Genomic DNA, 23,668 nt, shown 5'->3' with positions numbered 1-23,668 from the left:
TTTTAATTTTAAGTTAAACATTTAGTTTTGTTACAATTCCCTTTTTTATTTCTTGACTTATAAATCGTTAATGTTGCAATGACACTCCAAAGTAAATTAGTTGCAAATGGTGGAATTGCATTATAATAATAACAGTTTATGGCTATTAAAAGACCTCCAAGTAAGTTTAAATACTTGCCATAATCTAAATATTTTTTATTTTCAATGAGGGTTAGGGCATAGGCAAGGATTATTAATCCCGAACCAGACCAACCTAAAATGTCAATTAATAACCTCATAGTTTGTTATATTGCGAAATGTCGATATGTTTTGGAAATTTTTTTATGTTATAAAATCAGTAAACTCCTTAATTGTCTTTTCATTCCTTTTTAAATACGACCATTTTCCGTGTCTTGTTGATATTAAAAGTCCACATTTTTCCATATTGGTCAAATATGTTGAAATAGTTGATTGAGATAATGCCGTTTTTTCTTGAATATAAGTAACGCAAACACCATCGTTAAAATGCTTTAATGTTTCGTGTGGTGGAAAGTGTTTCTCTGGTTCTTTCAGCCATTCCAATATCTGAAACCTTGTTTGGTTCGATAAACATTTACCAATTTCTGTTGCTATTTTCAAATTCATAAGGCACACATATCTATAATTTCCGATATATAAAAATGAATTCGGGTTTTTGTTTGAAGTTTGATGTTTTTAGCTTGTTGGAAACGGTTTTGTATAAGAATAGTAGGGCAGAAAATAGGCTGTTTTCTTTCGGTTGAGTTACAAGCCCTATTTTTAATTTTTCTTTTTAACTTTTCAATTCTAAAAATACTAAAATTAAAAACAGGGCGACTTAGCAGACACAAATACTTTCTGTCTAAGCTAAAATCACCCTATGTTGGCAACTGGCTTTCCGTGCAGTTTGTTGAATTTTGCTTTTAATTTTCAACAACGACTTTTCCAATTGCGTTTCCACTTTCAAGTCTTGCATAAGCTTTTCCAACATTTTCTAATGAAAAATTTTCTTCATCAAGTAAAGGTTTTAAAGCTCCAGATTCGGCAATTTTAGCAATTTTTTTTAAAATTTCTCCGTGTTTTTCTCTCTGGAAATTATGAATCATTGGAATAAGCATAAATACAACGTGTAAGGACAATCCTTTAAAGTGCATTGTACTTAAATCAATTTCGCTCAAAGAAACTGTTGTCGCAACTTGACCATTTAAAGCAGTTGCCTCAAAAGATTTAAGCAAGTTTTCTCCACCAATAGAATCATAAACGACATCAAATCCTTTCCCATCAGTATGTTTATTTACGTATTCTTCAACTGATTCTGATTTGTAATTTATCGATTTTGCGCCATAAGATTTGACTATTTCTGATTGTTTCTCACTACTGATAGTTGTGAAAACATCAGCACCAAAATATTTAGCGAATTGAATTGCTACGTGTCCAACTCCACCAGTTCCGCCGTGAACTAAAACTTTTTGTCCTTTCTGAACATTAGCACGAGTTAAACCTTCGTATGCCGTTATTCCAACTAATGGTAACGAAGCAGATTCTTTCATTGTTAAGTTGCTCGGTTTTTTTGCAATCAATTTTACATCAGCAGTTATATAATCAGCCAATGTTCCTTGTAAATCCCCTAAACCACCTGCACAACCAAAAACTTCATCGCCAATTGAAAATTCAGTAACATCATTTCCTACTTGCTCAATTGTACCGGCAAAGTCCATTCCTAAAACTGCTGGACTTTTGGGAGAAAAAGGCAAATCATTTCCCATATTCTTAATCATTGTATCAACTGTATTGACACTTGATGCAGAAATTTTTACTAAAACCTGTCCATTTTTTAAAATCGGTTTTTCTACTTTTTTGGATTCAAACTTAGCATTTTCTCCATATTCACTAATTATCATTGCTTTCATTTCGTATTATATTTTATATTACTATAATATTTATAGTTGCAAAAGTAAGTATAGTATTATATCTTTGCAATAACGGTCAAAAATGATAGTGTAAATTATATGGAAACAGCAGAACCAAAAATGCTTAATTTTAGAGGTAAAGAATATCCTTGTTGCGCAAGTTTAACAATGGGGATTATTGGTGGAAAATGGAAAACGGTTATCTTATATCATTTAATTGAGAAGAAATTGAGATATAACGAATTGAGGAAAGAAATGCCAACTGTAACCGAACGCACTTTGAGTTTGCAGTTGAAAACTTTAGAGGAAGATGGAATAGTTAAAAGAAAAGTTTACACATCAAAACCACCGCTAAAAGTTGAATATTCATTAACCGATTTTGGTAAAACCTTAATTCCGTTAATTCAATCTATAGCAGATTGGGGCGATTCTGTGGTTGAGAAATATTCTTAGCAAGTGCTCTTTTTAGCTTGTTTCCAGCGGTTTGTGTATGAGCAGTAGCGTGGTTTAGCGATTAATTTTGCAAGTACACACCAAACTGAAAATCCGCGAGGATTTTCAGAAGTAGGCGAGATCAAGCAATTCCTTATAGCCATTGTTGTGTGTAGCTTTATTTACTATATTTCTTCCTGCAAGAGCACTCGTTATGTTCATTAATGTATTTAATGGATTCTATACAAAGTTCTTTTAGAGCTGAAATATTTATATCTGCAAGTTTGTTAGCATAAATACATGATTTTCCCATTTTGAATTTTCCGAGGTCAGATAAGATTGAATTACTTTTTTCTGTGTCAGAATAAATGTAGAGCGAAAAGGCTGCTTTTCTTGGTGAGAATCCAAGAATAGGAGCATCGCCTTCGTGCCCGCTATCGTATTTGTAATGATAACTACCGAAACCGATAATTGTCGGTCCCCACATTTTAGGCTCTTCGCCAGTAATGTCTTGTAGTATTTCTATTAGTTCGAAACTGTCCTTTTTCTTTTGTTCTGAGTTAGCAAATGAGTTTATAAATTCGTAGACATCCGCCTCTGTTTCTTTCGTTTTTGTTTTTGCCATATCACTTGAATTTAAGTTATACACAACGGTTTTATAAACACCCAAGGGAGTTTACTCCTATTATATGGCTGTTTTGTTTGTATTTGGTATGTTTTGAGAGTGTAATTTAGGGATAATTATTTAATTGTATGAATTTACTTTTTGATGTATATAGTATTTAAGTGGGATAGCTTTTTGTTGGTTTTTAGGTTGTTGTAACAAGCTTTTGTAGTTGCAAGACTTGGACTGATATATGAGGGGTGTAATAGCAATGCTTTGGTGGAAAATTGATGCTTTTATAGTTGTTATTAGCTGTAGTGCTTTATTACAATAGCAATTAGCAAACTTCCATTTGGTGTACGCCGCATAGGAGACCCGCTTGATTTATCCTGAGCGGAGCTGGAGGGTATGGAGGTGTGAGAGCTACACTCCGTTCCTATTAAGTGACGGAGGCGGCTACTTGATTAGCAGTAGTGCTATTCTATTTTAAGTGATGTCTTATAAATTTTACTTAAGCCATTATTACTTTCATTAATGTATTTATTAAATTCTGAAATAGTATTGAAATTTCTTGGATGAATATTATTTCTTTTGCTTGTAAAATATAAAATTTGGTTTTGCTCATCATAAAATGGGCAATATTCCATATACTTTGTGTTCACCGGAGTTCCTAGATTTACAGCCTTTTGCCAGTTTCCTTTTGTATCCTTCTTCGAAATATATAAATCCCCACTTCCTTGCCCATCTTTTTCTTTATATTTTGAATAGATTATGAAATCTTCTTTTTCTGAAATAAATGCATTAAACTCATAGCCAGCACTGTTAATGTTTTCACCTAATAAAATAGGGTTTGAATATTTATCGTCTTTCCATTCACAATAATAAATATCATCTTTTCCAAAACCGTCAGGCGATACCATTGTAAAATATAAATTTCCATTTTTACTGACAGAAGGATAGAACTCGTCTAATTCTGAATTAATTGGTTTTCCAAGGTTTTTAGGTTTAGACCACGCCTCATCTTTGTGACGCCTTTCGACATACCAAATATCAAAATCCTTTTTTTTATTAATAGAATCATTTAAAGGTCTATTAGAGGCGAAAAATAGTCGATTATTATCAAATGATAAAAAAGGCTCTAAATACATATATGAATCACAAAAAGGTAATAATTCTGGTTTTGACCATCCATTTTTATTCTTTTTAATATAAGCAAGTTGTGAAATTTCTTGATTAGGGCTTTGTACAGTAAAGAATGCTTCATTCCCATCTTTTGAAATACAAAAATCCCTTACATTAATAAATTGATTTAGTGCTTTATCAAATTGAGTAATATCAGATTCATTCTGAGCTGATAATAAATTTGAAATAAGAATTAACGAAATTACTAATCTGATTTTTTTCATTCTTGAAGTTTTTTTAAGAGTATTATTGCTAGTGGTGATATAAAACCCTAGGAGTTTCTTCCTATTATATGGCTGTTTTGTGTGTGTTTGGTTTTTTTGAGGTTGTAAATTAGGTATAAATATTTAATTGTGGGAATTTACTTTTTAAAGTATATAGTATTTAATAGGGGTAGTTTTTTACTTGTTTTTGAGTTTACTTCTGGCAATTACACGGTTTTTTGTGAATAGGTATCATGTTTATGCTCTTCTTATTTGGTGTTTTACAGTGTTTGTAATATGTAATTTGCTGAAAAATAATCAATTAAAGGAATTTGTTTTTTTTATTTTAAAAAGCTGGATAGTTACATAATACAATTTATAGAAGAGGTATAGTAGAAGTTATTGGTTTAAAGCTAAAGTGTTTTGTTTTAGGCTTTTATCTCTGTTTAGATCATCATTATTTTTTCTACTTTTCAGTTTTATATTAAGTTAATTTTCTTAGGTAGATTGTAAGTATAAAACACAAGGCAATTATACTTAGATTGATTAATGCACGTATAGCCCATATTTGTTTGTTTACATTTTGGTTAAAGTATCTTGTGATTATAAGAGCAATTCCCATTAGTACAAACCAAATGGTAAAGAAAAAAGAAACTTTCCATCTAACAGCTATGGTGACCGCATCATGTACCATCCCACAAAAGATAAACGTAGCTAGAAGCGCAATTTCCTTAGGAACCTTTTTTTTTAATGGTTTAAAAATATATATCCCTAAATAATACCCGAAAATTGGATTCCAATAATTCCAAAATGAAGAGAAATTTTTTGCTCCTAATGCGCGATATATATTATTGGGTAATGATTTGGAATTGCCTAGTGGCACCCCATTTCTTTTCTTTACATATTCGTTTAATTTCATGATTATTGGGAATCAGAATTATTTCCACATGCGTATAAAATTACTTTTTTACCTGTAGGAGTTGCTTTTTATTTGCATTTTTTTTGCTCTTTAGCTTTGGTTTCGTTAGTAGCTCATGCAGTATTTTTTTTGTCATAATATTTTCTTTTTAACCAAAATGAAACTCGAACTAAAAAGATAAGCACTGGAACTTCAACTAATGGTCCCACTACACCTGCAAACGCCTGTCCGGAATTTAGGCCAAAAACGGCTATAGCAACTGCAATTGCCAATTCGAAGTTATTACCTGCAGCAGTAAATGATACGGCTGCATTTTCCTTATAAGAAGCACCCATAGCTTTGGTAAAGAAGAAACTTATTAGAAACATGACAGTAAAATAGATAACTAGAGGGATAGCAATAATTAAAACGTCTAATGGAATTTCCACAATTAATTCTCCTTTGAGTGAGAACATAATGACAATGGTAAATAATAATGCCACTAGAGTTAGGGGTGAAATGGCAGGGATGAATTTTTTTGTGTACCAGTTTTCTCCTTTTACTCTTACCAAAATTACCCTACTTAAAATTCCCATTAAAAAAGGTAGTCCTAAATATATTGCTACACTTTCTGCCACCGTAGCTATTGATATATCTACAATAGCCCCTTCAAATCCAAAATATGGAGGAAGCACTGTTATAAAAACCCAAGCATAGAAACTATAAGCAAAAACTTGAAAAATACTATTTAAAGCGACCAAACCAGCACCATATTCGCTATCGCCTTCAGCAAGGTCGTTCCAGACCAATACCATTGCTATACAGCGAGCCAATCCGATTAAAATTACACCAACCATATATTCTGGATAATCACGTAAAAAAGTAATTGCCAAAACGAACATTAATATGGGAGCAATTATCCAATTTAGAAAAAGTGAAATGGAAAGAATTTTTGTATTTCTAAACACTTTTGGCAAAAGCCTATAATTTACTTTAGCCAATGGAGGATACATCATTAATATTAATCCTATGGCTATTGGAATGTTAGTTGTACCTTGACTCATTGCATTGATAATGCTTGGAAACGATGGGAAGAAATATCCGACTCCTACGCCCACGAGCATAGCAATAAATATCCATAGTGTTAAGTAATTATTTAAAAAGCTTAATTTTTTCATATGTTTCTTGTATTCAGTTGTTTGTGGTGTCTTTTTGTTGCTCGATTATTCCGTTAATATTGCATGATAATTTTACAGTATTGTAGATTGTACCAAATTTTTCAATATTCTTTTTTAGCAAAGGGATATTTAAATTTTCATCAGAACTATAAATAGTTAGTCTGTAATCTATGTTATCCATTTTCAAAGGTTTTTCCGTTCGTTTGGCAGACACATTTACTATGGCTTTTACATAATTGAACTTCATCATAGCAGAAAAACGTTCGACATTTTTCAGCATACAGGAAGCAAAAGCTCCTAAAAAAAGTTCGGCAGGATTAGGTAAGGTATCGGCAGATTTTGCAGTTGTTCCAAACGCTATATTATTTTTCTTTATTTGAATAGCAGCGTTTTTATTAGAAATGGATGAAGCTTTAATTTGGTATTCCATAATTAATTCTATTTTAATTAGCAGTATTGATAAAAGTTAAGAATCTTTTATTTGAGAAAAAATGTAAAATAGTTCGTTTGCAATTTGCAGACTTCTCTCCTTATATTTTTCTTCTTGTTGCGGTGTATTATCAAATGCTTTAGGGTCTTCAAAGGTTATTGGGATTCGTTTTTCAGCCCCAGGAACAAATGGGCAGGCTTCATTAGCAGAATCGCAGGTCATTATTGCTGCAAATTCAGATTTCGGATTAAAATCGTCCTCTAATTTTTTTGAATAGCCAATTATTGGATGTTCATTTTCAGCATATTTAATACTATATACTGTGTTTTTGTTTTGTGAGATTTCATTTATTTGAAAGCCTGATTTTCTCAAAGTTTCTGCAACCATTGGGTAAAGGGCAGTTGCCTTTGTACCTCCGGAATAGCAAAATACGTTTTTAATATGAAAGTAATTTGCCATTGTTTGTGCCCAAACTTGTGAAAAATGGCTTCTTCGTGAATTATGAGTACAGATAAAGTTGAGTCTGATATCTTGTTGCTTTGAAACTTTAGATTGTATATAATCTGTAAGAGGTTGTAAAACTACTTTACGTTCAGGTGAAACAGTTTTAGGGTTTAATTCTTTGATTACTTGTTCAATATTTGAAAACAAGGTAGGTTTGTTTTTTATCATTTTAAAAATATTCTTTTATTATTTTAGCAACAGCCACTGTCTATTGTACACGAGGGGCTGTTTTTTACTTCAGAAAGATTTGTTTTTTCTTCAGGAATCCCACATTTATCTTTTGCCAAACAATCGGTTTGTTTATTGGTTAACAAGAAGTTTTTTCCATCAAAGTCAAGTCCGAATTTCCCAATCGTGCTATCTTGATATTCTACTTCGATATCTAAATCATCTAAGTCTAAAATGCGTTCGGATAGTTTAATGATACTTAATAGTTTTTCTGGGTGCAATCTGTGATCATAGTCATTTGCGTTCCAGAGTTGGAAGTTTATCAGCTCTTCGGTTCTAAGTGTTCCTCCACAATCTATAAAATGCTTTGAAATTTTTCCAACCTCTGTAACGTGAAAGTGGTTAGGTACTAATTCTCCATTAGGTAATAGGAAAGCTATTTTATTCCGTTTATTTAATAGGTTTTTAATTTCTGATAATTTCATTTCTTTATATTTATTTGTTTATTGCTATTTAGCGATGAATAAAATAAAAAAAAACTTAGCAACAATCTGCTTTAGGAATGTCTTGGTCTAAGAATTTATGTAGTAGTACTTTCATTTTAGACCAGTTTTCGTTGTCTATACAATAGCATACTTTGACACCTTCTACCGTTCCTTTTATTAGCCCTAAATTTTTTAATTCTTTTAAATGTTGTGATATAGTAGGCTGGGCAAGACCGATTTCTTCGGATAAATCTCCACAATAGCAAGTGTCCATTTTAAATAACTGTTGTAAAATAGCTACTCGAGCAGGATGTCCGAAAACTTTTGCGAATAAAGCGATTTCTTTTTGTTGATTAGAATACATGATTTAGAGTTATTAATTGTTTCATTGCAATATTACGATATATTTTTAAAACAGCACTTTTTTTTTAAGTTTTATGGTCATTGATTGTAGGGGTGGAAGTGGTTTTTTATGGAAAGTTGCTATATAAAGCGTTTTAACTGTGTTGACTACCTTGTAGGTTCATATGATTCAAAACAGTTTTTGTGTGTGTTGTATTTGCGTTCCTACTCATACAATTAATGTTATAGTGGTATTTATTAGAGGTATGCTTTTTTGTATTTAACTTCCGTACTTCATTACAGTCTTTTGAAAGGCTACTAAAAGATTTGTGTCCTTTTATATTAGGTAGACTGTTCGGTTTAGATATCACTAACCAGCTTGCTAAATATTCCTACTGCTAGTTCTATCCAAACAAGTATGATCATAGCTAAAACTGTAATTATTAAAGTGATTTTGTGTTTGGGATTTTTTATTTTTCTGGATAGGATTTCGGATATGGTTGCTGCTCCGAATATAAGGGTTCCTGCTACTATAAAATCTTTAGTTGTCCAGTTTACTTCCTTAGTGAATTGCATGGCTATTAACGGTAAAAGCAATAGTAATATGGTGGATAGGAAAAAAAGAATAATCTTTCTGAATTGCATGGTTTTACATTTTTTTGATATTGTAGTGTTAAGTTGCTTGCTTAAAGATAGTGAAAATGTTTTATATTTTTTTGAGACTTATGCCGTTAGAGGTTCATGTTTTTAAACGATAAGCAAATTGTATTGAGTTGTAATTGCTACAAAATCTGGACTAGTATATGCGGATAGTTAGAGTAGAACTTTGATTGAAATTAATACATTTTAACTTTTTTCTCACAGTCTTTGTTGTAATTAGTTATTTTTTCAATTCTAATTCTATGAAATCTTTGGAGTATTATAGGATATACATTTCCGATTATATTCAATAGTGTCATTATTAATACAATTAAATAAAATCGATTTAATAGTAGCATAATCGAACAAATTAAAATCATAAAAAAAGCTCCTAAATGTCCGAATTCGGATTGCTTGGTTTGATAAATAAAATTAGTCAATCCTTTTTTTGTTCCATTAAAATATTTTTTCCGATTCTTTTTTATACCCCAAAAAGTGATAAGAAGGATAATTCTAAAATATTTTAATCCGAGTATTTTATATAAGTATTCAAGAAGCTTTGGATTCTTTATTTTGTAATAAGACTCTGGTAATAGTCTATTTGTCGGGTATGCAAAACCAATAAATGCAAATATTCCTGTAATAAAAAGAGTTAGAAGAAACGAAATAGTTACGATTTCTAGAATACTAAACTCGTTTGACGAGTTTGAGTTCAAATAACCTATTAATTCAATGGTTCTATAGAAAAGAAACAGTGAAAATATTGGAAAAATTATCTTTTTTAAATTCTTCAATAGTTTTAATTAATTATACAGCGTGCTGTGTGCCGTATATTTTTTTGTCCAGTTCAATTTAGTAAAATATTCGAAAACCTTAGGCCAATTATGCTAAACTTAGAAAACCATTTTTTTTTTTTTTTTTTTTCGGCTTTCCCGTGCCTATGGATTACCATGGTTTGGAGTTCGGATGTGAGGGCAAAGGCTAGCGGATATTTAGCTCGTATGGTTAATATTGTTTTAGGGGTACTCGTGAATATCGGCTATTATGGTTAGGAGTTCGGGTGTGAGCATTGGATAAGCCGATATTTAGCTCGTATGGTTAATATTGTTTTAGGGGTACTCGTGAATATCGGCTATTATGGTTAGGAGTTCGGATGTGAGCATTGGATAAGCCGATATTTAGCTCGTATGGTTACTATTGTTTTAGGGGTACTCGTGAATATCGGCTATTATGGTTAGGAGTTCGGATGTGCGCGTGGGTTTAGCCGATATTTAGCTCGTTGATTTTATTGTTTTAGAGGAACTCGTGAATATCGGCTATTATGGTTAGGAGTTCGGATGTGAGCATTGGATAAGCCGATATTTAGCTCGTGTGGTTTTTATTGTTTTAGAGGTACTCGTGAATAGCCGCGATGTTGGTTCGGGGTTCGGATGTGTGCGTAGGCATAGCGGATATTTAGCTCGTATGGTTACTATTGTTTTAGAGGTACTCGTGAATATCGGCTAATATTGTTAGGAGTTCGGAAGTGTGGGCAAAGGCTAGCCGATATTTTACATAATGACCGTTATAGGAGAGCTTTGGTGTAGTGTGGGTGAAGCGGCTGTTCTATAACTACCCGTTATGTAAATATAGCTTTGGGTTGTTTTTATGGCGGCATAGTTGTTTGAGCCTTTCGACAGGCTCAAGACAGGCTAGGCAATAGCTATTACTCACCTGGTTATTATTTTAAATTATGGTGTTCGTGAATGCTGCGCATTTGCCTTTTTTATTGTACCTATTTCTTAAAATAGATGCTTTTAAATAAAAAAGACATGTGCTATTATAGCGGTGGGTACAACTATTGTGACATAAAAACAACTAGGCGGTGGGGCGCCCTTCGGCAATGCTCAGGATAAACTATACAACACAAAAGACAGAGGGGTTTTGCTTTTTCGCTAATTGCTTTTGCGCAGGCTGGCTCCTTCGCTAAAAAGGTACACTGTACCTTTTCTTTACGCTCGGCCCGGGTTTTGGGTTGTGGGGAGTTTGACGTGTTTATGTATAATCACGTTGCGTGTTTAAGCACTAAAGTTAGCAAATAAATCACAGATAGAAAGTCCGCTTAGATTTTTGTAAGTAGGCTAGAACTAGCAATAAATTATTTACAATTAAGCTTGTAGGGGTATTTTATTTATGAGCGATTAGTTGCTAAAAATTATCACTAATTGCAGTATGCAATAAGCTATTAAAACAAGCTTTTGCTATTGCTAAATCTGGACTAATATATGAGGATAGCTACAGAAGTTCCTTGGTGAAAAATTAATGCTTTTTTACTTGTTTTTTACCACAGTACTTTGTTGGCAATCAGGCTTTATTTTGTTCGTTTCATTTTCGGTGGATTTTGTCGAGTATCAAAAACATCAGCAATTTTTATAAATCCGTTTTGTTCATCAACCGAATATATCACTTTGTAGTTTTTGAAAACCAAATAACGATATTGAATTTCTCTATCTTTAAGTAATTCTTCTTATTGTCCAATAAAGGACGCTTTGATTAATTTTTCCGATTCTTTAATTATTCCAGTTACAATTTTAGTAGCAACTTTTAAACTTGCTTTCTTTTCGTAATATTCATAAATTTCGTCAAGTTGAGTTTCCGAAAAGTCTGACCAAATAATTTTAAAATTCATTATTCGTATTTGGCTAAAAGTTCAGAACTTGTTTTAAATCGATTGTTTTTGAAATCCGATTCTGATTTGTCAATTCGTTTGTTTAACTCATCAATGGTCATAGGCTTAAAAAGCCTTTCGTCAGAAGTGTCTTTTTCCTTTTTCAATATTTTTTCAAGCTTGGAAATTGCTTCCTCGCTTTGAAGTTTTAGGAATTCTTGAATAAATTCTATTTTTCGAGCTTCTATATTCATTTCGAGTTTCTTTTTATCAAAGATACTAAATTATCAAATTCAATCAATATCTTTCTTGGTTTAACGAATTTTTCAGCTTGTAGCCAACGGTCTCGTATATGAAACGTAGCGTGTAAAAAGACGCTAACTTTTCGGATTAAACACGAGCCGAATTTTTAAATTTTTCTTTTTATCTTTATTTTACTAAAAGCCAAATTTAAAAATTTGGCGTTCTTCGTAAATACACTCAAACCTCTCGGAAAGCCTGTAACAGCTATGTTTTATATACATTGTTGGCAATAGTTTTTATTTAATATTAAGTTGATTTTGAAATTCATTTAAATACTTTGCTATATGAAAACCATCAACTAATCCATGATGTGCTTCTATAGAAATCGGCAACATTTTTTTTCCTTCTCGAATTATAAATTTTCCAAAAGTTATTTTTGGAACAGATTCTTTTTGATCAAAATTTGTTGGATGTAATAAGCCGCTAAATGAATTCCAAGGAAAGGTTGAATGCCGTATTAAATTCTTTTTAACATCATCGTTATTTAGTCTTAATCCTGAACAGTTTCTTACTGCTAAAATTTCCCTCTCTAATTCTGCGTTAAAGGTTTCAAAATCAGAAGTAAAATTCACAAATCCAAATCCGAATGTTTCATCTTCTCTTCCTATAGTTATTCCAGCATGAATTTTTTCGAATTTTATTATCTCGTCATCTATGATTCTATATTTTAGTTCATCTACAGAATTAACAGCAATCATTGATTTATGTAAATAATTTGCAAAGAATGATTCCTCATTTACTTTAGAATTCATAAAGCATACATCACAATCAACTTCAGTGACTATTCCGAAAGTTGGACTTGCCATTTTAGAAAAAAAATCAAAATGTTCTTTTCTTTTCCATTTAGTTATGTTTATTTTTTTCATTAAACTTATTGAATTCAGAAGTTTCGTTTTTAATTATTTCCAACGTTTAGTATAAGAATAGTAGCCGATTGCGTGGCACTTTCCTGTCAAGTTACAAGAAAGTTAAAGCGGGCTACAACCTTTGAATTTACAACTGTTTCGGCTATTATTTTTATACATTGTTGTAGTGCGTTTTTTATTTGTTATTCTTTCCAAATGCAATTTCAAAAGATGAGTGACCTTTAGCCTTCAATTTCATTTTTTCTAAAAGCTCTTTATTCTCGTTCTTATATTTATTGTTAGGAAAATGATTATAGATTTTAATTAAGTCATTATAATCCCATTGTTTTCTTTTGTTAACGATATGAGTGCTTTCAGGAAGAAAAATTTTAAGATAATATTCAACATTTCCTCTTCCAAAGCCCTGCGATTTAATTCTTATCGAAGTATTTTCAATTTTATCCGACTCACTCCAATCTTTATTAATCTCTGTTCCTTTTATTAAAATATTTCCATTATTTATTTCAATCCGATAAATGGAATTTCGGACAATAAAATGAGTGATTATTGCCCAAATAATAGCGTAGCCAAGGATTAAAAAGAGAATAAAATTCAAATCGGTCAATTTATAACTAATCAATGATATAATTGTAATGACAATAACTGGTGGAAAAAATTCCGTTTTGAACCTTCCAAAGTAGTTTTTGTTTTTTACTGTTTTATATTCCATTTCCATTTTTCTCAAATGCACTACAACGGTTGTATAAACACCCTTGGGAGTTTATTCCTATTATATATACTTTTTTGGATGTAGGTTCATTTATTTTGATGTGTAATTTAATGAAATATTATTTATTGTAGGAATTTACGTTTTGAAATTTTGGGGTTTTGGATGCTTATTGGTTAGTGTCGAAATTCATCTGTGCACTAGAAAGTCTAAAGAATATAAAAGATAGAGGGGTTTGAGTGTTTAATTGCTAAGTGAAAGGGTGAAAAATTAATGCTTTTTTACTTGTTTTTTACCACAGTACTTTGTTGTAGGCAGTATTTATTCCTTTACCAATGATTTGTTTTTCTTTTCTCTAATGAGATATACACTAATCAAAATTAATAATCCACCGATTGCATACCAAACTGTAAATTTCTCTTTGTCCAAAATTCCCCAAATTACCGCAACGACTGGTAATAAAAGTGAAATGGTACTTACAAAAACCGCAGATGTATCTTGAACAAGCTTGAAAAACAAAAACATTACCAAAGTAGTGCTAATGACGGTTAGAAAGACTAAATAGCCTAGAGCAGTTAAAGTTTCATTTTGGCTGTAATCAAAGTCTGTAAAAAAACCTGAAAAACTTAAGATAAAAAGAGAGGGCACCATCCAAATAGTGTAAATACCTGTTGATATATCTGTCGATTTTATGTGATGTAATTTTTTTTCAATAATGAGTGCGGCAACGGCATAAAGTGCCGAACCTATAACTAATAAAACCGTATAAAAAAGATGATTTTGGCCATTTTCTGAATTGGAAGAGTAAACTAAAATGATAGCACCTATAAATCCAATTATTGCACCAGCATATTGAATAACTTTATTTCTGATTCCAAACAGAATTGCTCCTAAAACGAGTGTGAATATTGGGTCTAATGCATTTATGATGCCTGCCAATGAGCTACTTACGCCTTGTTGTGCAATAGGAAAAATAAAGACCACTAAAAAGTTACCAAATAATCCTGATAGAGCAATCCAAAAAACGTCCTTTTTTGACATTCTTTTCAAAGCTGGGAATCCAATAAATGACAAAAGCAAGCCTGACAATCCTGCCCTAAAAGCTCCGATTTGATATGGGTCAAATACTGGTAGTATTTTTTTTATGAGTATAAAAGAAGAACCCCAGATTATAGCAATAAAGATGAGTAGAAAATATTTATTTTGAATGAATTGCCTCATAAAATGTCTATGTTTATTTAATTCGACAAATTTAATATTTGGATTTTTATAAAATCATTCAATCAAGTATTTTTTTATTGACTTTCATCGATTTTTTAAATTGCGCCCAACGCCTAAGCTATGAGTAGTGCGGGAGCAAACTTGCGCTTACCATTCCGTTTTGCCCATAGCAAAAGCTTTTTGTTTTGATTTATTTTTTATTCTCAGAGCAAAATCGGAAAGATTTTGCGCCCTTATAAATATAGATAAAACTTTGAATTGAAGACCAGGGCCCGCATTACTTCATAGGTTCTGTTGCCCACAGTTATTTTTCGGTCAGCTTCTTTTTGAGCTTTTTAAATGTCACCCAATCGTTTGAGGGATAATCTTTTATAATAAAACTTGAATCGCTGGATATAACCCTATTTACTATTCCTGCGTGAGAGAAAGAAGAGCGATTATTTATTTTCTTTTTTACAAGTTCCACAATCGCTTTTTCGATAAGGTCGATTTCCACATTATTTAACTCAATGCTATCAATCTTAAGTTCCAGCATTTTATATTCATACCATTTTTTGGGTTTTTCATTTTCTTTGGGTGGCATTGGTGGCTCATAAGAACCTAAATATTTTGAATAATCAGCATAAGTTTTTTTGCCGTCAGAGTAAACTAAAATCACATCCGAGTCCCCGCCCCATTCTCCATATTTATCATCAGTATGAGCAAGTTCAAGTTGATTCCATTTGTCGATGAAATCCAAAGAAATATTCATTTCGTTTTTTACCTCACTATTTGATTCGTTTTTATTCTCATCAACACAACTGACCATAAAAGGAATAACCATTATTAACGTCAAGGCGATTTTTTTCATAATTGTGGGCAACAAATGTATAAACACCCTTGGGAGTTTATTCCTATTATATATACTCCTTTGGATGTAGGTTGAATTATTTTGATGTGTAATTTAATGAAATATTATTTATTGTAGGAATTTACGTTTTGAAATTTTGGGGTTTTGGATGTTTTTGGGTTGGGGTGCGCTTCGACTAGGCTCAGGATAAACTATACAACACAGAAGGCAGAGGAGTTTTGCTTTTTGTTTCTTGATATGATATGTCTAGAGTAATTATTAAGACATGGATTATTAGGTTATTATTTTGTGTTGTAAACCTGTTTATTACTATTAGATGTTTTAGTAATTTTCCTACAAATAACCTTGCTTTAACTTTAAAAATCAAATTCTTTAGTATATTTGAATTTTCGCTTAATTCTTAATTTTATGTTACAAAAACCTTTCAATCTCTGTTATGAGAGATGGATTTTTTTATTTTTTTATTTTCTCCTGTTTTCTTCCAATATTGTTTCTCAAAATGACATAGCTGTTAAAGCATTTGACAGTGTTTTCTATCATGTAGCGGTTAACGTTTCTTCATCGAATCCTATTAAAGCGATGCATTTGGCAGATTCTTTATACACTTATTCAGCTAACGGTAAACAGAAGTTGAGATCGGTTATGTTGAAAGCTGATATACTTGAGAAACAGGAAAAACGTGGTGAGGCAATTAAGCAAGCTATAAAGGCATTGCAGATAGCAAAAGATGAAGATGACTATGTTTTTCAGGCTCGGATTTATGGTTTTTTATCTACACAATATCGAACTGTTGGGTTTTTAGATAAAGGAAAAGAGTCAATAAGGAACGGGGTTGCCATTAGTTCAAAGATTAGTGATAAGGATGAGGTTACAAAGTACAAAGCAATGGCAGACCAAGAATTGGCAGAGTACGCTTTGGACGAAAAGGATTTTGAACGTGCTATTGAGCACATAAGATTAGCGATGCTATCCTATGAGCAAGAAGGAAACGAATCGTTCCGACATTTTTTAATAGGTAATAGTGAGGAGATGCTCGGTCGAGCCTATTTAGGACTTAACAATCCGTCAAGAGCATTACAGCACTTTTCGAAAGCGAATATAGATATTAATAAAGCAGAAGCGGGAAATACACTTTGGGCTGCTTTAATTTATCAAGGTTATTCAGCCGCCCTTTTGAAAACCAAAAAGCTAGATAGCGCTAAAATTTATTTAAAAAAGGCGTTGAGTATTGCAGAGAATGGAAATCACAGCAGTTTAAAACAACGTGTGTATGAAACGACTTCTGATTATTATAAACAATTAAATATACTAGATAGTTTTTCGAAGTACGATTCAAAATATAATGCTATCACCAAAGAGAATAACACTAAAAGGAAGGCTATGGTTAATGATGCCTACCAGACTCTTCAAGAGTATACTAAATCTGAATTTTCAAAAGATACCATATATAAAATATTAGCTTTAGTTATAATATGTTTTATTGGTTTGGTGCTGTATTTTAAAAGGAAAAATTTGTTTGGGACTACTGAGGATGGCATAGATGGCATTGAGGATAAAACTAATGATTTAAATCTTTCCCCAAAAACCGAAAATGAAATTTTAGACAAGCTAGGTGAGTTTGAAGCTTCCAATGATTTTCTTGATAAAAACATTTCTATGTCGGTTTTAATAGGTAGGTTGCATACGAATACGAAGTATCTTCGGTATATTCTAAAAAAATATAAGGACAAGGATTATAATAATTATATAAATGAACTTCGTATTAATTATATAGTGGAAAAGTTAAAAACAAATCCAGCTTATTTAAATTATAAAATAAGTTATCTGGCAGATGAAAGTGGTTTTTCTTCACATAGTAAGTTTTCAGCTGAATTTAAAAAAATCACCAATTTTACACCTTCAGACTATATTGAAGTTCTTAAGGGTTAATTAATAATTAACTATAATAATTACTTAGTTTTGTAGTGAACAATAAAAATCACGTAGATCTAATAGCTATCAAACATTTACTTTTTACTTTATTTTTATGCTATTGTAGTCTGCAAAGTAATTTGCTACAGGCAGGTGTTGTTGTGCAATACGACAAGGTTTTTGCTACAATGACTGTTGCAACAGATCAAAGTGCCATTGAGCATATTATTGAAGCACAGTATTTGATTGATTTAGGAGAATACGATACAAGTATAACCTATTTAAATATTATTCTACAGCGATATCAAGGTAACAACAAAGAAGTAAAAGCACGTTTATTAGGAGGTTTAGCTAGAAATTATTTGAATTTAGGTTTAAACAGAAAAGCTATTCAGTTTTGGGAGGATGCTATAAAGCTTATTGAGAACTCTAAAGATCACTTGTTTATAGAATCTGTTTTTAGAAATAATATGTCAATTGCTTATATAAAGTTAGGTCAGACTGACAAGGCATATGAAAATCTGCTACAGTCATTAGAGAAGTATCCCTTGGCCCAAACGTATAAAAATCTCTCAGATATAGCTTTAGATAAAAACAAAGATTTTGAATTATCTAATTACTACTTAACTAATGGTTTGTCCTTAATTCAAGACACTCTTTATAAGGGTAAAGTTTATATGCACGAAGACTACTTATCAAAATTACACTTGTCTAATATAACCGAGGGGTATGCTTATCATTATTATATTAAAAAAGATTATCAGACTTCATTATTAAAGTATCAAGAGGTTTTGTCTATTGCAGAAAGCTTGAAGAGGGTTAGATTGCGAGTAAAAATCCTTAAAAAGATAGGTTATCTTTATAAAGAATTGGGTGATTCTGAGAAATCTACAAGTTATTTGTCTAGATATATTAGCCTGAATGATAGCTTGCGAGTAATAATGAATAATAGTTTAAGTATACCAATACAAAATTTTATTGAAGAAACAGAAGGGGAGACTCAAGCATCCGATATCCGATCTGATCGATATGTAATTATATTTATCATATTTATTGCAGCTCTAGTCTTATATGCAACGCTTTTCTATGTAAAAAGAAAGAGAAGGTTAGGAGGTGCGGAAAATCTAGAGAAAAGTAATGCTTCTTCTTCAAACGCGCAAGTTTCTATTAATTCGAGCCTTCCGTTAAAAATGAAAGAGGAGCTTATGCTTAAGTTACAGGAATTTGAAGTTTCAAATGCGTTTCTAGAAAAAGATATGTCTTTTTCTAAATTAGTAGCCTACGTGAATAGTAATGAAAAATATTTAAGACAGATACTTAAAAAATATAAGAATACAGATTATAATAACTATATAAATGCACTTCGTATTAATTATATAGTGGAAAAGTTAAATACAGATCCAGAATATTTAAATTATAAAATAAGTTATCTGGCAGCTGAAAGTGGCTTTTCTTCACATAGTAAATTTTCAGCTAGTTTTAGGCAGCAAGTTGGCCTTTCTCCTTCAAGGTATATAGAGCGAATAAAAGAAGAAAAAACTATTAGTTTGTGATAGCTTTATGTTTTAAGGAAAATGGTTCTGTTTTTTAACATACAATTGACTAATTGTTAATCCAACAGATGAATCAGTCCGCTTATTTTTTATTACAATTAATATTTTGAGAATATTGGGACTTTATTTTTACTAATTTTATTTAAGAAATAACATTTTTTCATCTGTTCTATAGCAATAATATCTTTTAATACAACATTATTGAAATAAGCTATCTAGAAAACAGTATCATCTTCTAAGAATTCTTTTTGAAAATAATTCTGAAAAACCTATCGTAATTATATCTTGCTAAACGATTAGAATTTTCCCTATTTCTTTGCAGTAATTGAGATCTGCGTTATACTGTGCGCATGCAAAAATCTTTTAGCAGTACCACCTTCCTTATAGGCTAATTTATTAAATTTTTAATAGAACTTGTGTTTACTAATTTAGGAATTAGTGATATGGCTTATCCATTCAAAGCACAGCAAAACTAGCTATTTAAACTATATACTTCATATTTTACATAAACAAGTCCATTTTTGATATGTTGAGTTTTTTTATATCTGAGTGTAAATAACTAACAGTTTTTTTTCACCAAGAGTTCTTTGGTTTATTGAATTTGATATAAAGTATATTAAGTGGTTTATTTCAATCTCAATTTTCTTTCTCCAAATATAGATTCGTTTACTTTTTGTTTTGTTGTATAACATCGATAAAATGCTTCTTTTTCAGGTTGTAGTGTAATGTGTTGGTTATAAGGTGCTTGTGTTCTGTCTATATTACGGAATTCACACAGGATAACAATTTATGGCCTCTTTTCTTTCTTCTACATTCGCGCCATCAAAAACGGGTAGCTAGTATGATATTTAACTATGATGGTCCTTAAAAATTACCCAGGTGTTTTTTTTAGATAGTACTCAATCTAAAAGGCCCGAATTAAAAAAGAATTTTAAATAACCAATACTATTACATTTCATTATGAAAAAACTATTACTGTTGTTAACATTAATCGCTGGTAATTGCCTTTATGCTCAAGTTGGGATAGGTACAGATATGCCAAATCCATCTTCTCAGTTGGAAATTAAGTCAGCAAATCGTGGTATTTTGATACCACAAGTATCCTTAACAAGTGTTACGGATGAAACAACTATAAATGCTGGGAATATAGAAAGTTTACTTGTATATAACATAAATACTAATGATACGCTTACTCCGGGTTATTATTATTGGTATCAAGGAAAATGGCAAAGACTAATGACAGAGTCAAATATGCCGGACTATATTGTGTTTTGGGATGTAGTTAACAACCAGTTTACATATATTGATGCTCAGGGTGATACAGTTGTTATCAACGTTTCAGATTTAGAAACTCTAACTTCATTGGAACTAAGTCCAGATGGGCATACATTGGAGTATACAGATGAAGACGGTGAGATTACCCATATAGATCTTGCAACGGTGATTAATAATTTTGAGACCTTAACTACTATCGCCTCTAATGGAGATGGTACTTTTAGCTATACAGACGAAAATGGTAATACGACTACGATAGATATTTCTAATTTAGAAACTTTAACCTATTTAGCATTAAACACAGACGGTAAAACTTTAGAGTATATTGATGAGAATGGTGATCTTAATAGTGTTGATTTAGAGGTGATTATTAAGAATTACGAAACTGTTACTACACTTGTAGATAATGGTGATGGAACTTACATTTTTACAAACGAAAATGGTGATACGATTACAGTCGACGTCGTAGGCGATGTTGTAACTAACATACAGAACCAGGGAGCTATCTATAATGAGATTATCAATATTTTAAATGCAGAATCAGACATTTTTGTAGATAACGGCGATGGAACGTTTACGCATACAGCTGCTGATGGTACAGTAGTGACTTTTGATGCTAATACTACAAGTATGGTAGATAATGGAAATGGAACTTACACACTAACAAACGCAAACGGTGATACGATAACTGTAGACGTGGTAGGTGATGTTGTAACCAACATCCAAAACCAAGGAGACATCTATAATGAGATTATCAATATTTTAAATGCAGAATCAGACATTTTTGTAGATAACGGCGATGGAACGTTTACGCATACAGCTGCTGATGGTACAGTAGTGACTTTTGATGCTAATACTACAAGTATGGTAGATAATGGAAATGGAACTTACACACTAACAAACGCAAACGGTGATACGATAACTGTAGACGTGGTAGGTGATGTTGTAACCAACATCCAAAACCAGGGAGCTATCTATAATGAGATTATCAATATTTTAAATGCTGAATCAGACATCTTTGTAGATAATGGCGATGGAACGTTTACGCATACAGCTGCTGATGGTACAGTAGTGACTTTTGATGCGAACACTACTAGTATGGTGGATAATGGAAATGGAACTTACACACTTACAAACGCAAACGGTGATACAATAACTGTAGACGTGGTAGGTGATGTAGTAACCAACATCCAGAACCAAGGAGCTATCTATAATGAGATTATCAACATCTTAAATGCTGAATCAGACATCTTTGTAGATAACGGAGATGGAACCTTTACGCATACAGCCGCTGATGGTACAGTAGTGACTTTTGATGCGAACACTACTAGTATGGTGGATAATGGAAATGGAACTTACACACTAACAAACGCAAACGGTGATACAATAACTGTAGACGTGGTAGGTGATGTTGTAACCAACATCCAAAACCAAGGAGACATCTATGATGAGATTATCAATATTTTAAATGCTGAATCAGACATCTTTGTAGATAACGGTGACGGAACCTTTACGCATACAGCTGCAGATGGTACAGTAGTGACTTTTGATGCTAATACTACAAGTATGGTAGATAATGGAAATGGAACTTACACACTTACAAACGCAAATGGTGATACAATAACTGTAGACGTGGTAGGTGATGTAGTAACAAATATCCAGAACCAAGGAGCTATCTATAATGAGATTATCAACATCTTAAATGCTGAATCAGACATCTTTGTAGATAACGGTGACGGAACCTTTACACATACAGCTGCTGATGGTACAGTAGTGACTTTTGATGCGAACACTACTAGTATGGTGGATAATGGAAACGGAACTTACACACTTACAAACGCAAACGGTGATACGATTACAGTAGACGTGGTTGGTGATGTAGTAACCAACATCCAAAACCAAGGAGACATCTATGATGAGATTATCAATATTTTAAATGCTGAATCAGACATTTTTGTAGATAACGGTGACGGAACCTTTACACATACAGCTGCTGATGGTACAGTAGTGACTTTTGATGCTAATACTACAAGTATGGTAGATAATGGAAATGGAACTTACACACTTACAAACGCAAACGGTGATACAATAACTGTAGACGTGGTAGGTGATGTTGTAACCAACATCCAAAACCAAGGAGACATCTATGATGAGATTATCAATATTTTAAATGCTGAATCAGACATCTTTGTAGATAACGGTGACGGAACCTTTACACATACAGCTGCTGATGGTACAGTAGTGACTTTTGATGCGAACACTACTAGTATGGTGGATAATGGAAACGGAACTTACACACTTACAAACGCAAACGGTGATACGATTACAGTAGACGTGGTTGGTGATGTTGTAACCAACATCCAGAACCAAGGAGTTATCTATGATGAGATTATCAATATTTTAAATGCTGAATCAGACATCTTTGTAGATAACGGTGACGGAACCTTTACGCATACAGCCGCTGATGGTACAGTAGTGACTTTTGATGCTAATACTACAAGTATGGTAGATAATGGAAATGGAACTTACACACTTACAAACGCAAATGGTGATACAATAACTGTAGACGTGGTAGGTGATGTTGTAACCAACATCCAAAACCAAGGAGACATCTATGATGAGATTATCAATATTTTAAATGCTGAATCAGACATCTTTGTAGATAACGGTGACGGAACCTTTACACATACAGCTGCTGATGGTACAGTAGTGACTTTTGATGCTAATACTACAAGTATGGTAGATAATGGAAATGGAACTTACACACTAACAAACGCAAATGGTGATACAATAACTGTAGACGTGGTAGGTGATGTTGTAACCAACATCCAAAACCAAGGAGACATCTATGATGAGATTATCAATATTTTAAATGCTGAATCAGACATCTTTGTAGATAACGGTGACGGAACCTTTACACATACAGCTGCTGATGGTACAGTAGTGACTTTTGATGCGAACACTACAAGTATGGTAGATAATGGAAATGGAACTTACACACTTACAAACGCAAACGGTGATACAATAACTGTAGACGTGGTAGGTGATGTTGTAACCAACATCCAAAACCAAGGAGACATCTATGATGAGATTATCAATATTTTAAATGCTGAATCAGACATCTTTGTAGATAACGGTGACGGAACCTTTACACATACAGCTGCTGATGGTACAGTAGTGACTTTTGATGCTAATACTACAAGTATGGTAGATAATGGAAATGGAACTTACACACTAACAAACGCAAACGGTGATACGATTACAGTAGACGTGGTTGGTGATGTAGTAACCAACATCCAAAACCAAGGAGACATCTATGATGAGATTATCAATATTTTAAATGCTGAATCAGACATTTTTGTAG

At 32.2% G+C, this 23,668-nt stretch carries 23 protein-coding genes and 1 pseudogene; 5 read left to right on the top strand and 19 right to left on the bottom strand.

Annotated elements, in window-relative coordinates; translation table 11 throughout:
- Window positions 1-8: 8 nt before the first annotated feature.
- From DU428_RS12645 to DU428_RS12635, 3 genes are all read right to left on the bottom strand, one after another.
- Complete coding sequence (locus tag DU428_RS12645; protein WP_113966719.1) at window positions 9-278, bottom strand: hypothetical protein; 270 nt, start codon at window positions 276-278, stop codon at window positions 9-11.
- A 43-nt stretch (window positions 279-321) separates the two neighbouring features.
- The gene (locus DU428_RS12640; RefSeq protein ID WP_113966720.1) at window positions 322-624 is read right to left on the bottom strand and encodes an ArsR/SmtB family transcription factor; all 303 of its coding nucleotides are present in this window, start codon (window positions 622-624) and stop codon (window positions 322-324) included.
- A 296-nt stretch (window positions 625-920) separates the two neighbouring features.
- A complete protein-coding gene (locus DU428_RS12635) occupies window positions 921-1,907 on the bottom strand; it encodes a zinc-dependent alcohol dehydrogenase family protein (protein WP_113966722.1) in 987 nt (328 codons plus the stop codon).
- A 120-nt stretch (window positions 1,908-2,027) separates the two neighbouring features.
- Here DU428_RS12635 and DU428_RS12630 point away from each other — a divergent pair, with 120 nt between their 5' ends.
- Window positions 2,028-2,360, top strand: a complete 333-nt coding sequence (locus tag DU428_RS12630) for a winged helix-turn-helix transcriptional regulator (protein ID WP_113966742.1) — start codon at window positions 2,028-2,030, stop codon at window positions 2,358-2,360.
- A 157-nt stretch (window positions 2,361-2,517) separates the two neighbouring features.
- Here DU428_RS12630 and DU428_RS12625 read toward each other — a convergent pair whose 3' ends face one another.
- From DU428_RS12625 to DU428_RS13570, 10 genes are all read right to left on the bottom strand, one after another.
- Window positions 2,518-2,964: a DUF1801 domain-containing protein gene (locus DU428_RS12625; protein WP_113966723.1), complete on the bottom strand. Its 447-nt coding sequence runs from the start codon at window positions 2,962-2,964 to the stop codon at window positions 2,518-2,520.
- A gap of 455 nt (window positions 2,965-3,419) precedes the next feature.
- Complete coding sequence (locus DU428_RS12620) at window positions 3,420-4,349, bottom strand: PD40 domain-containing protein (protein ID WP_113966724.1); 930 nt, start codon at window positions 4,347-4,349, stop codon at window positions 3,420-3,422.
- A 463-nt stretch (window positions 4,350-4,812) separates the two neighbouring features.
- Complete coding sequence (locus DU428_RS12615; RefSeq protein WP_113966725.1) at window positions 4,813-5,247, bottom strand: MBOAT family O-acyltransferase; 435 nt, start codon at window positions 5,245-5,247, stop codon at window positions 4,813-4,815.
- A 113-nt stretch (window positions 5,248-5,360) separates the two neighbouring features.
- Window positions 5,361-6,404 (bottom strand): ACR3 family arsenite efflux transporter, encoded by a 1,044-nt coding sequence (gene arsB / locus DU428_RS12610; protein WP_113966726.1) that lies wholly within the window; start codon window positions 6,402-6,404, stop codon window positions 5,361-5,363.
- 13 nt (window positions 6,405-6,417) lie between these two features.
- On the bottom strand, window positions 6,418-6,834 hold the full coding sequence (locus tag DU428_RS12605) for an OsmC family protein (protein ID WP_113966727.1): 417 nt from the start codon (window positions 6,832-6,834) through the stop codon (window positions 6,418-6,420).
- A gap of 36 nt (window positions 6,835-6,870) precedes the next feature.
- The gene (locus DU428_RS12600; protein WP_113966728.1) at window positions 6,871-7,506 is read right to left on the bottom strand and encodes an arsenate-mycothiol transferase ArsC; all 636 of its coding nucleotides are present in this window, start codon (window positions 7,504-7,506) and stop codon (window positions 6,871-6,873) included.
- 23 nt (window positions 7,507-7,529) lie between these two features.
- Window positions 7,530-7,991, bottom strand: a complete 462-nt coding sequence (locus DU428_RS12595; RefSeq protein WP_113966729.1) for a DUF6428 family protein — start codon at window positions 7,989-7,991, stop codon at window positions 7,530-7,532.
- Window positions 7,992-8,046: 55 nt separating this feature from the next.
- Window positions 8,047-8,355 carry an ArsR/SmtB family transcription factor gene (locus DU428_RS12590; RefSeq protein WP_113966730.1) on the bottom strand — a complete coding sequence of 103 codons (309 nt, stop codon included), beginning with the start codon at window positions 8,353-8,355 and terminating at the stop codon, window positions 8,047-8,049.
- A gap of 338 nt (window positions 8,356-8,693) precedes the next feature.
- Window positions 8,694-8,978 (bottom strand): hypothetical protein, encoded by a 285-nt coding sequence (locus DU428_RS12585; RefSeq protein ID WP_113966731.1) that lies wholly within the window; start codon window positions 8,976-8,978, stop codon window positions 8,694-8,696.
- A 191-nt stretch (window positions 8,979-9,169) separates the two neighbouring features.
- Window positions 9,170-9,688: a glycosyl-4,4'-diaponeurosporenoate acyltransferase CrtO family protein gene (locus tag DU428_RS13570; protein WP_243633547.1), complete on the bottom strand. Its 519-nt coding sequence runs from the start codon at window positions 9,686-9,688 to the stop codon at window positions 9,170-9,172.
- 1,475 nt (window positions 9,689-11,163) lie between these two features.
- Here DU428_RS13570 and DU428_RS13565 point away from each other — a divergent pair.
- Window positions 11,164-11,274, top strand: a pseudogene (locus tag DU428_RS13565) (IS110 family transposase); the annotation flags it as partial.
- Between the two features lie 204 nt (window positions 11,275-11,478).
- On the opposite strand, the gene DU428_RS13560 reads toward DU428_RS13565, so the two are convergent.
- The 6 genes from DU428_RS13560 to DU428_RS12545 form a co-directional block, all read right to left on the bottom strand.
- Window positions 11,479-11,640, bottom strand: a complete 162-nt coding sequence (locus DU428_RS13560; protein ID WP_243633543.1) for a type II toxin-antitoxin system RelE/ParE family toxin — start codon at window positions 11,638-11,640, stop codon at window positions 11,479-11,481.
- Window positions 11,640-11,873 carry a hypothetical protein gene (locus tag DU428_RS12565; RefSeq protein WP_113966733.1) on the bottom strand — a complete coding sequence of 78 codons (234 nt, stop codon included), beginning with the start codon at window positions 11,871-11,873 and terminating at the stop codon, window positions 11,640-11,642. The genes DU428_RS13560 and DU428_RS12565 overlap by 1 nt, the downstream gene beginning before the upstream one ends.
- 285 nt (window positions 11,874-12,158) lie before the next feature.
- Window positions 12,159-12,788, bottom strand: coding sequence for a CatA-like O-acetyltransferase (locus tag DU428_RS12560; protein WP_113966734.1), 630 nt, complete (start codon window positions 12,786-12,788; stop codon window positions 12,159-12,161).
- Between the two features lie 175 nt (window positions 12,789-12,963).
- Window positions 12,964-13,497 (bottom strand): hypothetical protein, encoded by a 534-nt coding sequence (locus DU428_RS12555; RefSeq protein WP_123796522.1) that lies wholly within the window; start codon window positions 13,495-13,497, stop codon window positions 12,964-12,966.
- Window positions 13,498-13,815: 318 nt separating this feature from the next.
- A complete protein-coding gene (locus DU428_RS12550; protein ID WP_113966736.1) occupies window positions 13,816-14,715 on the bottom strand; it encodes a DMT family transporter in 900 nt (299 codons plus the stop codon).
- Window positions 14,716-15,019: 304 nt separating this feature from the next.
- Window positions 15,020-15,565, bottom strand: coding sequence for a hypothetical protein (locus DU428_RS12545; RefSeq protein WP_113966737.1), 546 nt, complete (start codon window positions 15,563-15,565; stop codon window positions 15,020-15,022).
- A gap of 408 nt (window positions 15,566-15,973) precedes the next feature.
- Here DU428_RS12545 and DU428_RS12540 point away from each other — a divergent pair, with 408 nt between their 5' ends.
- The 3 genes from DU428_RS12540 to DU428_RS12530 all read left to right on the top strand — a co-directional run.
- Entirely contained in the window at window positions 15,974-17,494 is a 1,521-nt protein-coding gene (locus tag DU428_RS12540) for an AraC family transcriptional regulator (RefSeq protein ID WP_113966738.1), read from the top strand.
- Window positions 17,495-17,616: 122 nt separating this feature from the next.
- A complete protein-coding gene (locus DU428_RS12535) occupies window positions 17,617-19,029 on the top strand; it encodes an AraC family transcriptional regulator (protein WP_113966739.1) in 1,413 nt (470 codons plus the stop codon).
- A gap of 960 nt (window positions 19,030-19,989) precedes the next feature.
- The coding region (locus DU428_RS12530; protein WP_114436863.1) for a beta strand repeat-containing protein at window positions 19,990-23,668 on the top strand (3,679 nt) is incomplete at its 3' end.

Origin of the sequence: Oceanihabitans sediminis (genome assembly GCF_003337215.1) — a bacterium.
In the GTDB taxonomy this organism is placed as follows: Bacteria; Bacteroidota; Bacteroidia; order Flavobacteriales; family Flavobacteriaceae; genus Oceanihabitans; species Oceanihabitans sediminis.
Note: the sequence above shows the minus strand (reverse complement) of the source record. Positions and strands in the feature narration are given on the sequence as shown.

Bases quoted from the DNA above. Each gene is read 5' to 3' on its own strand.
- DU428_RS12645 (WP_113966719.1), bottom strand. From the start codon at position 278: ATGAGGTTATTAATTGACATTTTAGGTTGGTCTGGTTCGGGATTAATA.
- DU428_RS12640 (WP_113966720.1), bottom strand. From the start codon at position 624: ATGAATTTGAAAATAGCAACAGAAATTGGTAAATGTTTATCGAACCAA.
- DU428_RS12635 (WP_113966722.1), bottom strand. From the start codon at position 1,907: ATGAAAGCAATGATAATTAGTGAATATGGAGAAAATGCTAAGTTTGAA.
- DU428_RS12630 (WP_113966742.1), top strand. From the start codon at position 2,028: ATGCTTAATTTTAGAGGTAAAGAATATCCTTGTTGCGCAAGTTTAACA.
- DU428_RS12625 (WP_113966723.1), bottom strand. From the start codon at position 2,964: ATGGCAAAAACAAAAACGAAAGAAACAGAGGCGGATGTCTACGAATTT.
- DU428_RS12620 (WP_113966724.1), bottom strand. From the start codon at position 4,349: ATGAAAAAAATCAGATTAGTAATTTCGTTAATTCTTATTTCAAATTTA.
- DU428_RS12615 (WP_113966725.1), bottom strand. From the start codon at position 5,247: ATGAAATTAAACGAATATGTAAAGAAAAGAAATGGGGTGCCACTAGGC.
- arsB (WP_113966726.1), bottom strand. From the start codon at position 6,404: ATGAAAAAATTAAGCTTTTTAAATAATTACTTAACACTATGGATATTT.
- DU428_RS12605 (WP_113966727.1), bottom strand. From the start codon at position 6,834: ATGGAATACCAAATTAAAGCTTCATCCATTTCTAATAAAAACGCTGCT.
- DU428_RS12600 (WP_113966728.1), bottom strand. From the start codon at position 7,506: ATGATAAAAAACAAACCTACCTTGTTTTCAAATATTGAACAAGTAATC.
- DU428_RS12595 (WP_113966729.1), bottom strand. From the start codon at position 7,991: ATGAAATTATCAGAAATTAAAAACCTATTAAATAAACGGAATAAAATA.
- DU428_RS12590 (WP_113966730.1), bottom strand. From the start codon at position 8,355: ATGTATTCTAATCAACAAAAAGAAATCGCTTTATTCGCAAAAGTTTTC.
- DU428_RS12585 (WP_113966731.1), bottom strand. From the start codon at position 8,978: ATGCAATTCAGAAAGATTATTCTTTTTTTCCTATCCACCATATTACTA.
- DU428_RS13560 (WP_243633543.1), bottom strand. From the start codon at position 11,640: ATGAATTTTAAAATTATTTGGTCAGACTTTTCGGAAACTCAACTTGAC.
- DU428_RS12565 (WP_113966733.1), bottom strand. From the start codon at position 11,873: ATGAATATAGAAGCTCGAAAAATAGAATTTATTCAAGAATTCCTAAAA.
- DU428_RS12560 (WP_113966734.1), bottom strand. From the start codon at position 12,788: ATGAAAAAAATAAACATAACTAAATGGAAAAGAAAAGAACATTTTGAT.
- DU428_RS12555 (WP_123796522.1), bottom strand. From the start codon at position 13,497: ATGGAATATAAAACAGTAAAAAACAAAAACTACTTTGGAAGGTTCAAA.
- DU428_RS12550 (WP_113966736.1), bottom strand. From the start codon at position 14,715: ATGAGGCAATTCATTCAAAATAAATATTTTCTACTCATCTTTATTGCT.
- DU428_RS12545 (WP_113966737.1), bottom strand. From the start codon at position 15,565: ATGAAAAAAATCGCCTTGACGTTAATAATGGTTATTCCTTTTATGGTC.
- DU428_RS12540 (WP_113966738.1), top strand. From the start codon at position 15,974: ATGTTACAAAAACCTTTCAATCTCTGTTATGAGAGATGGATTTTTTTA.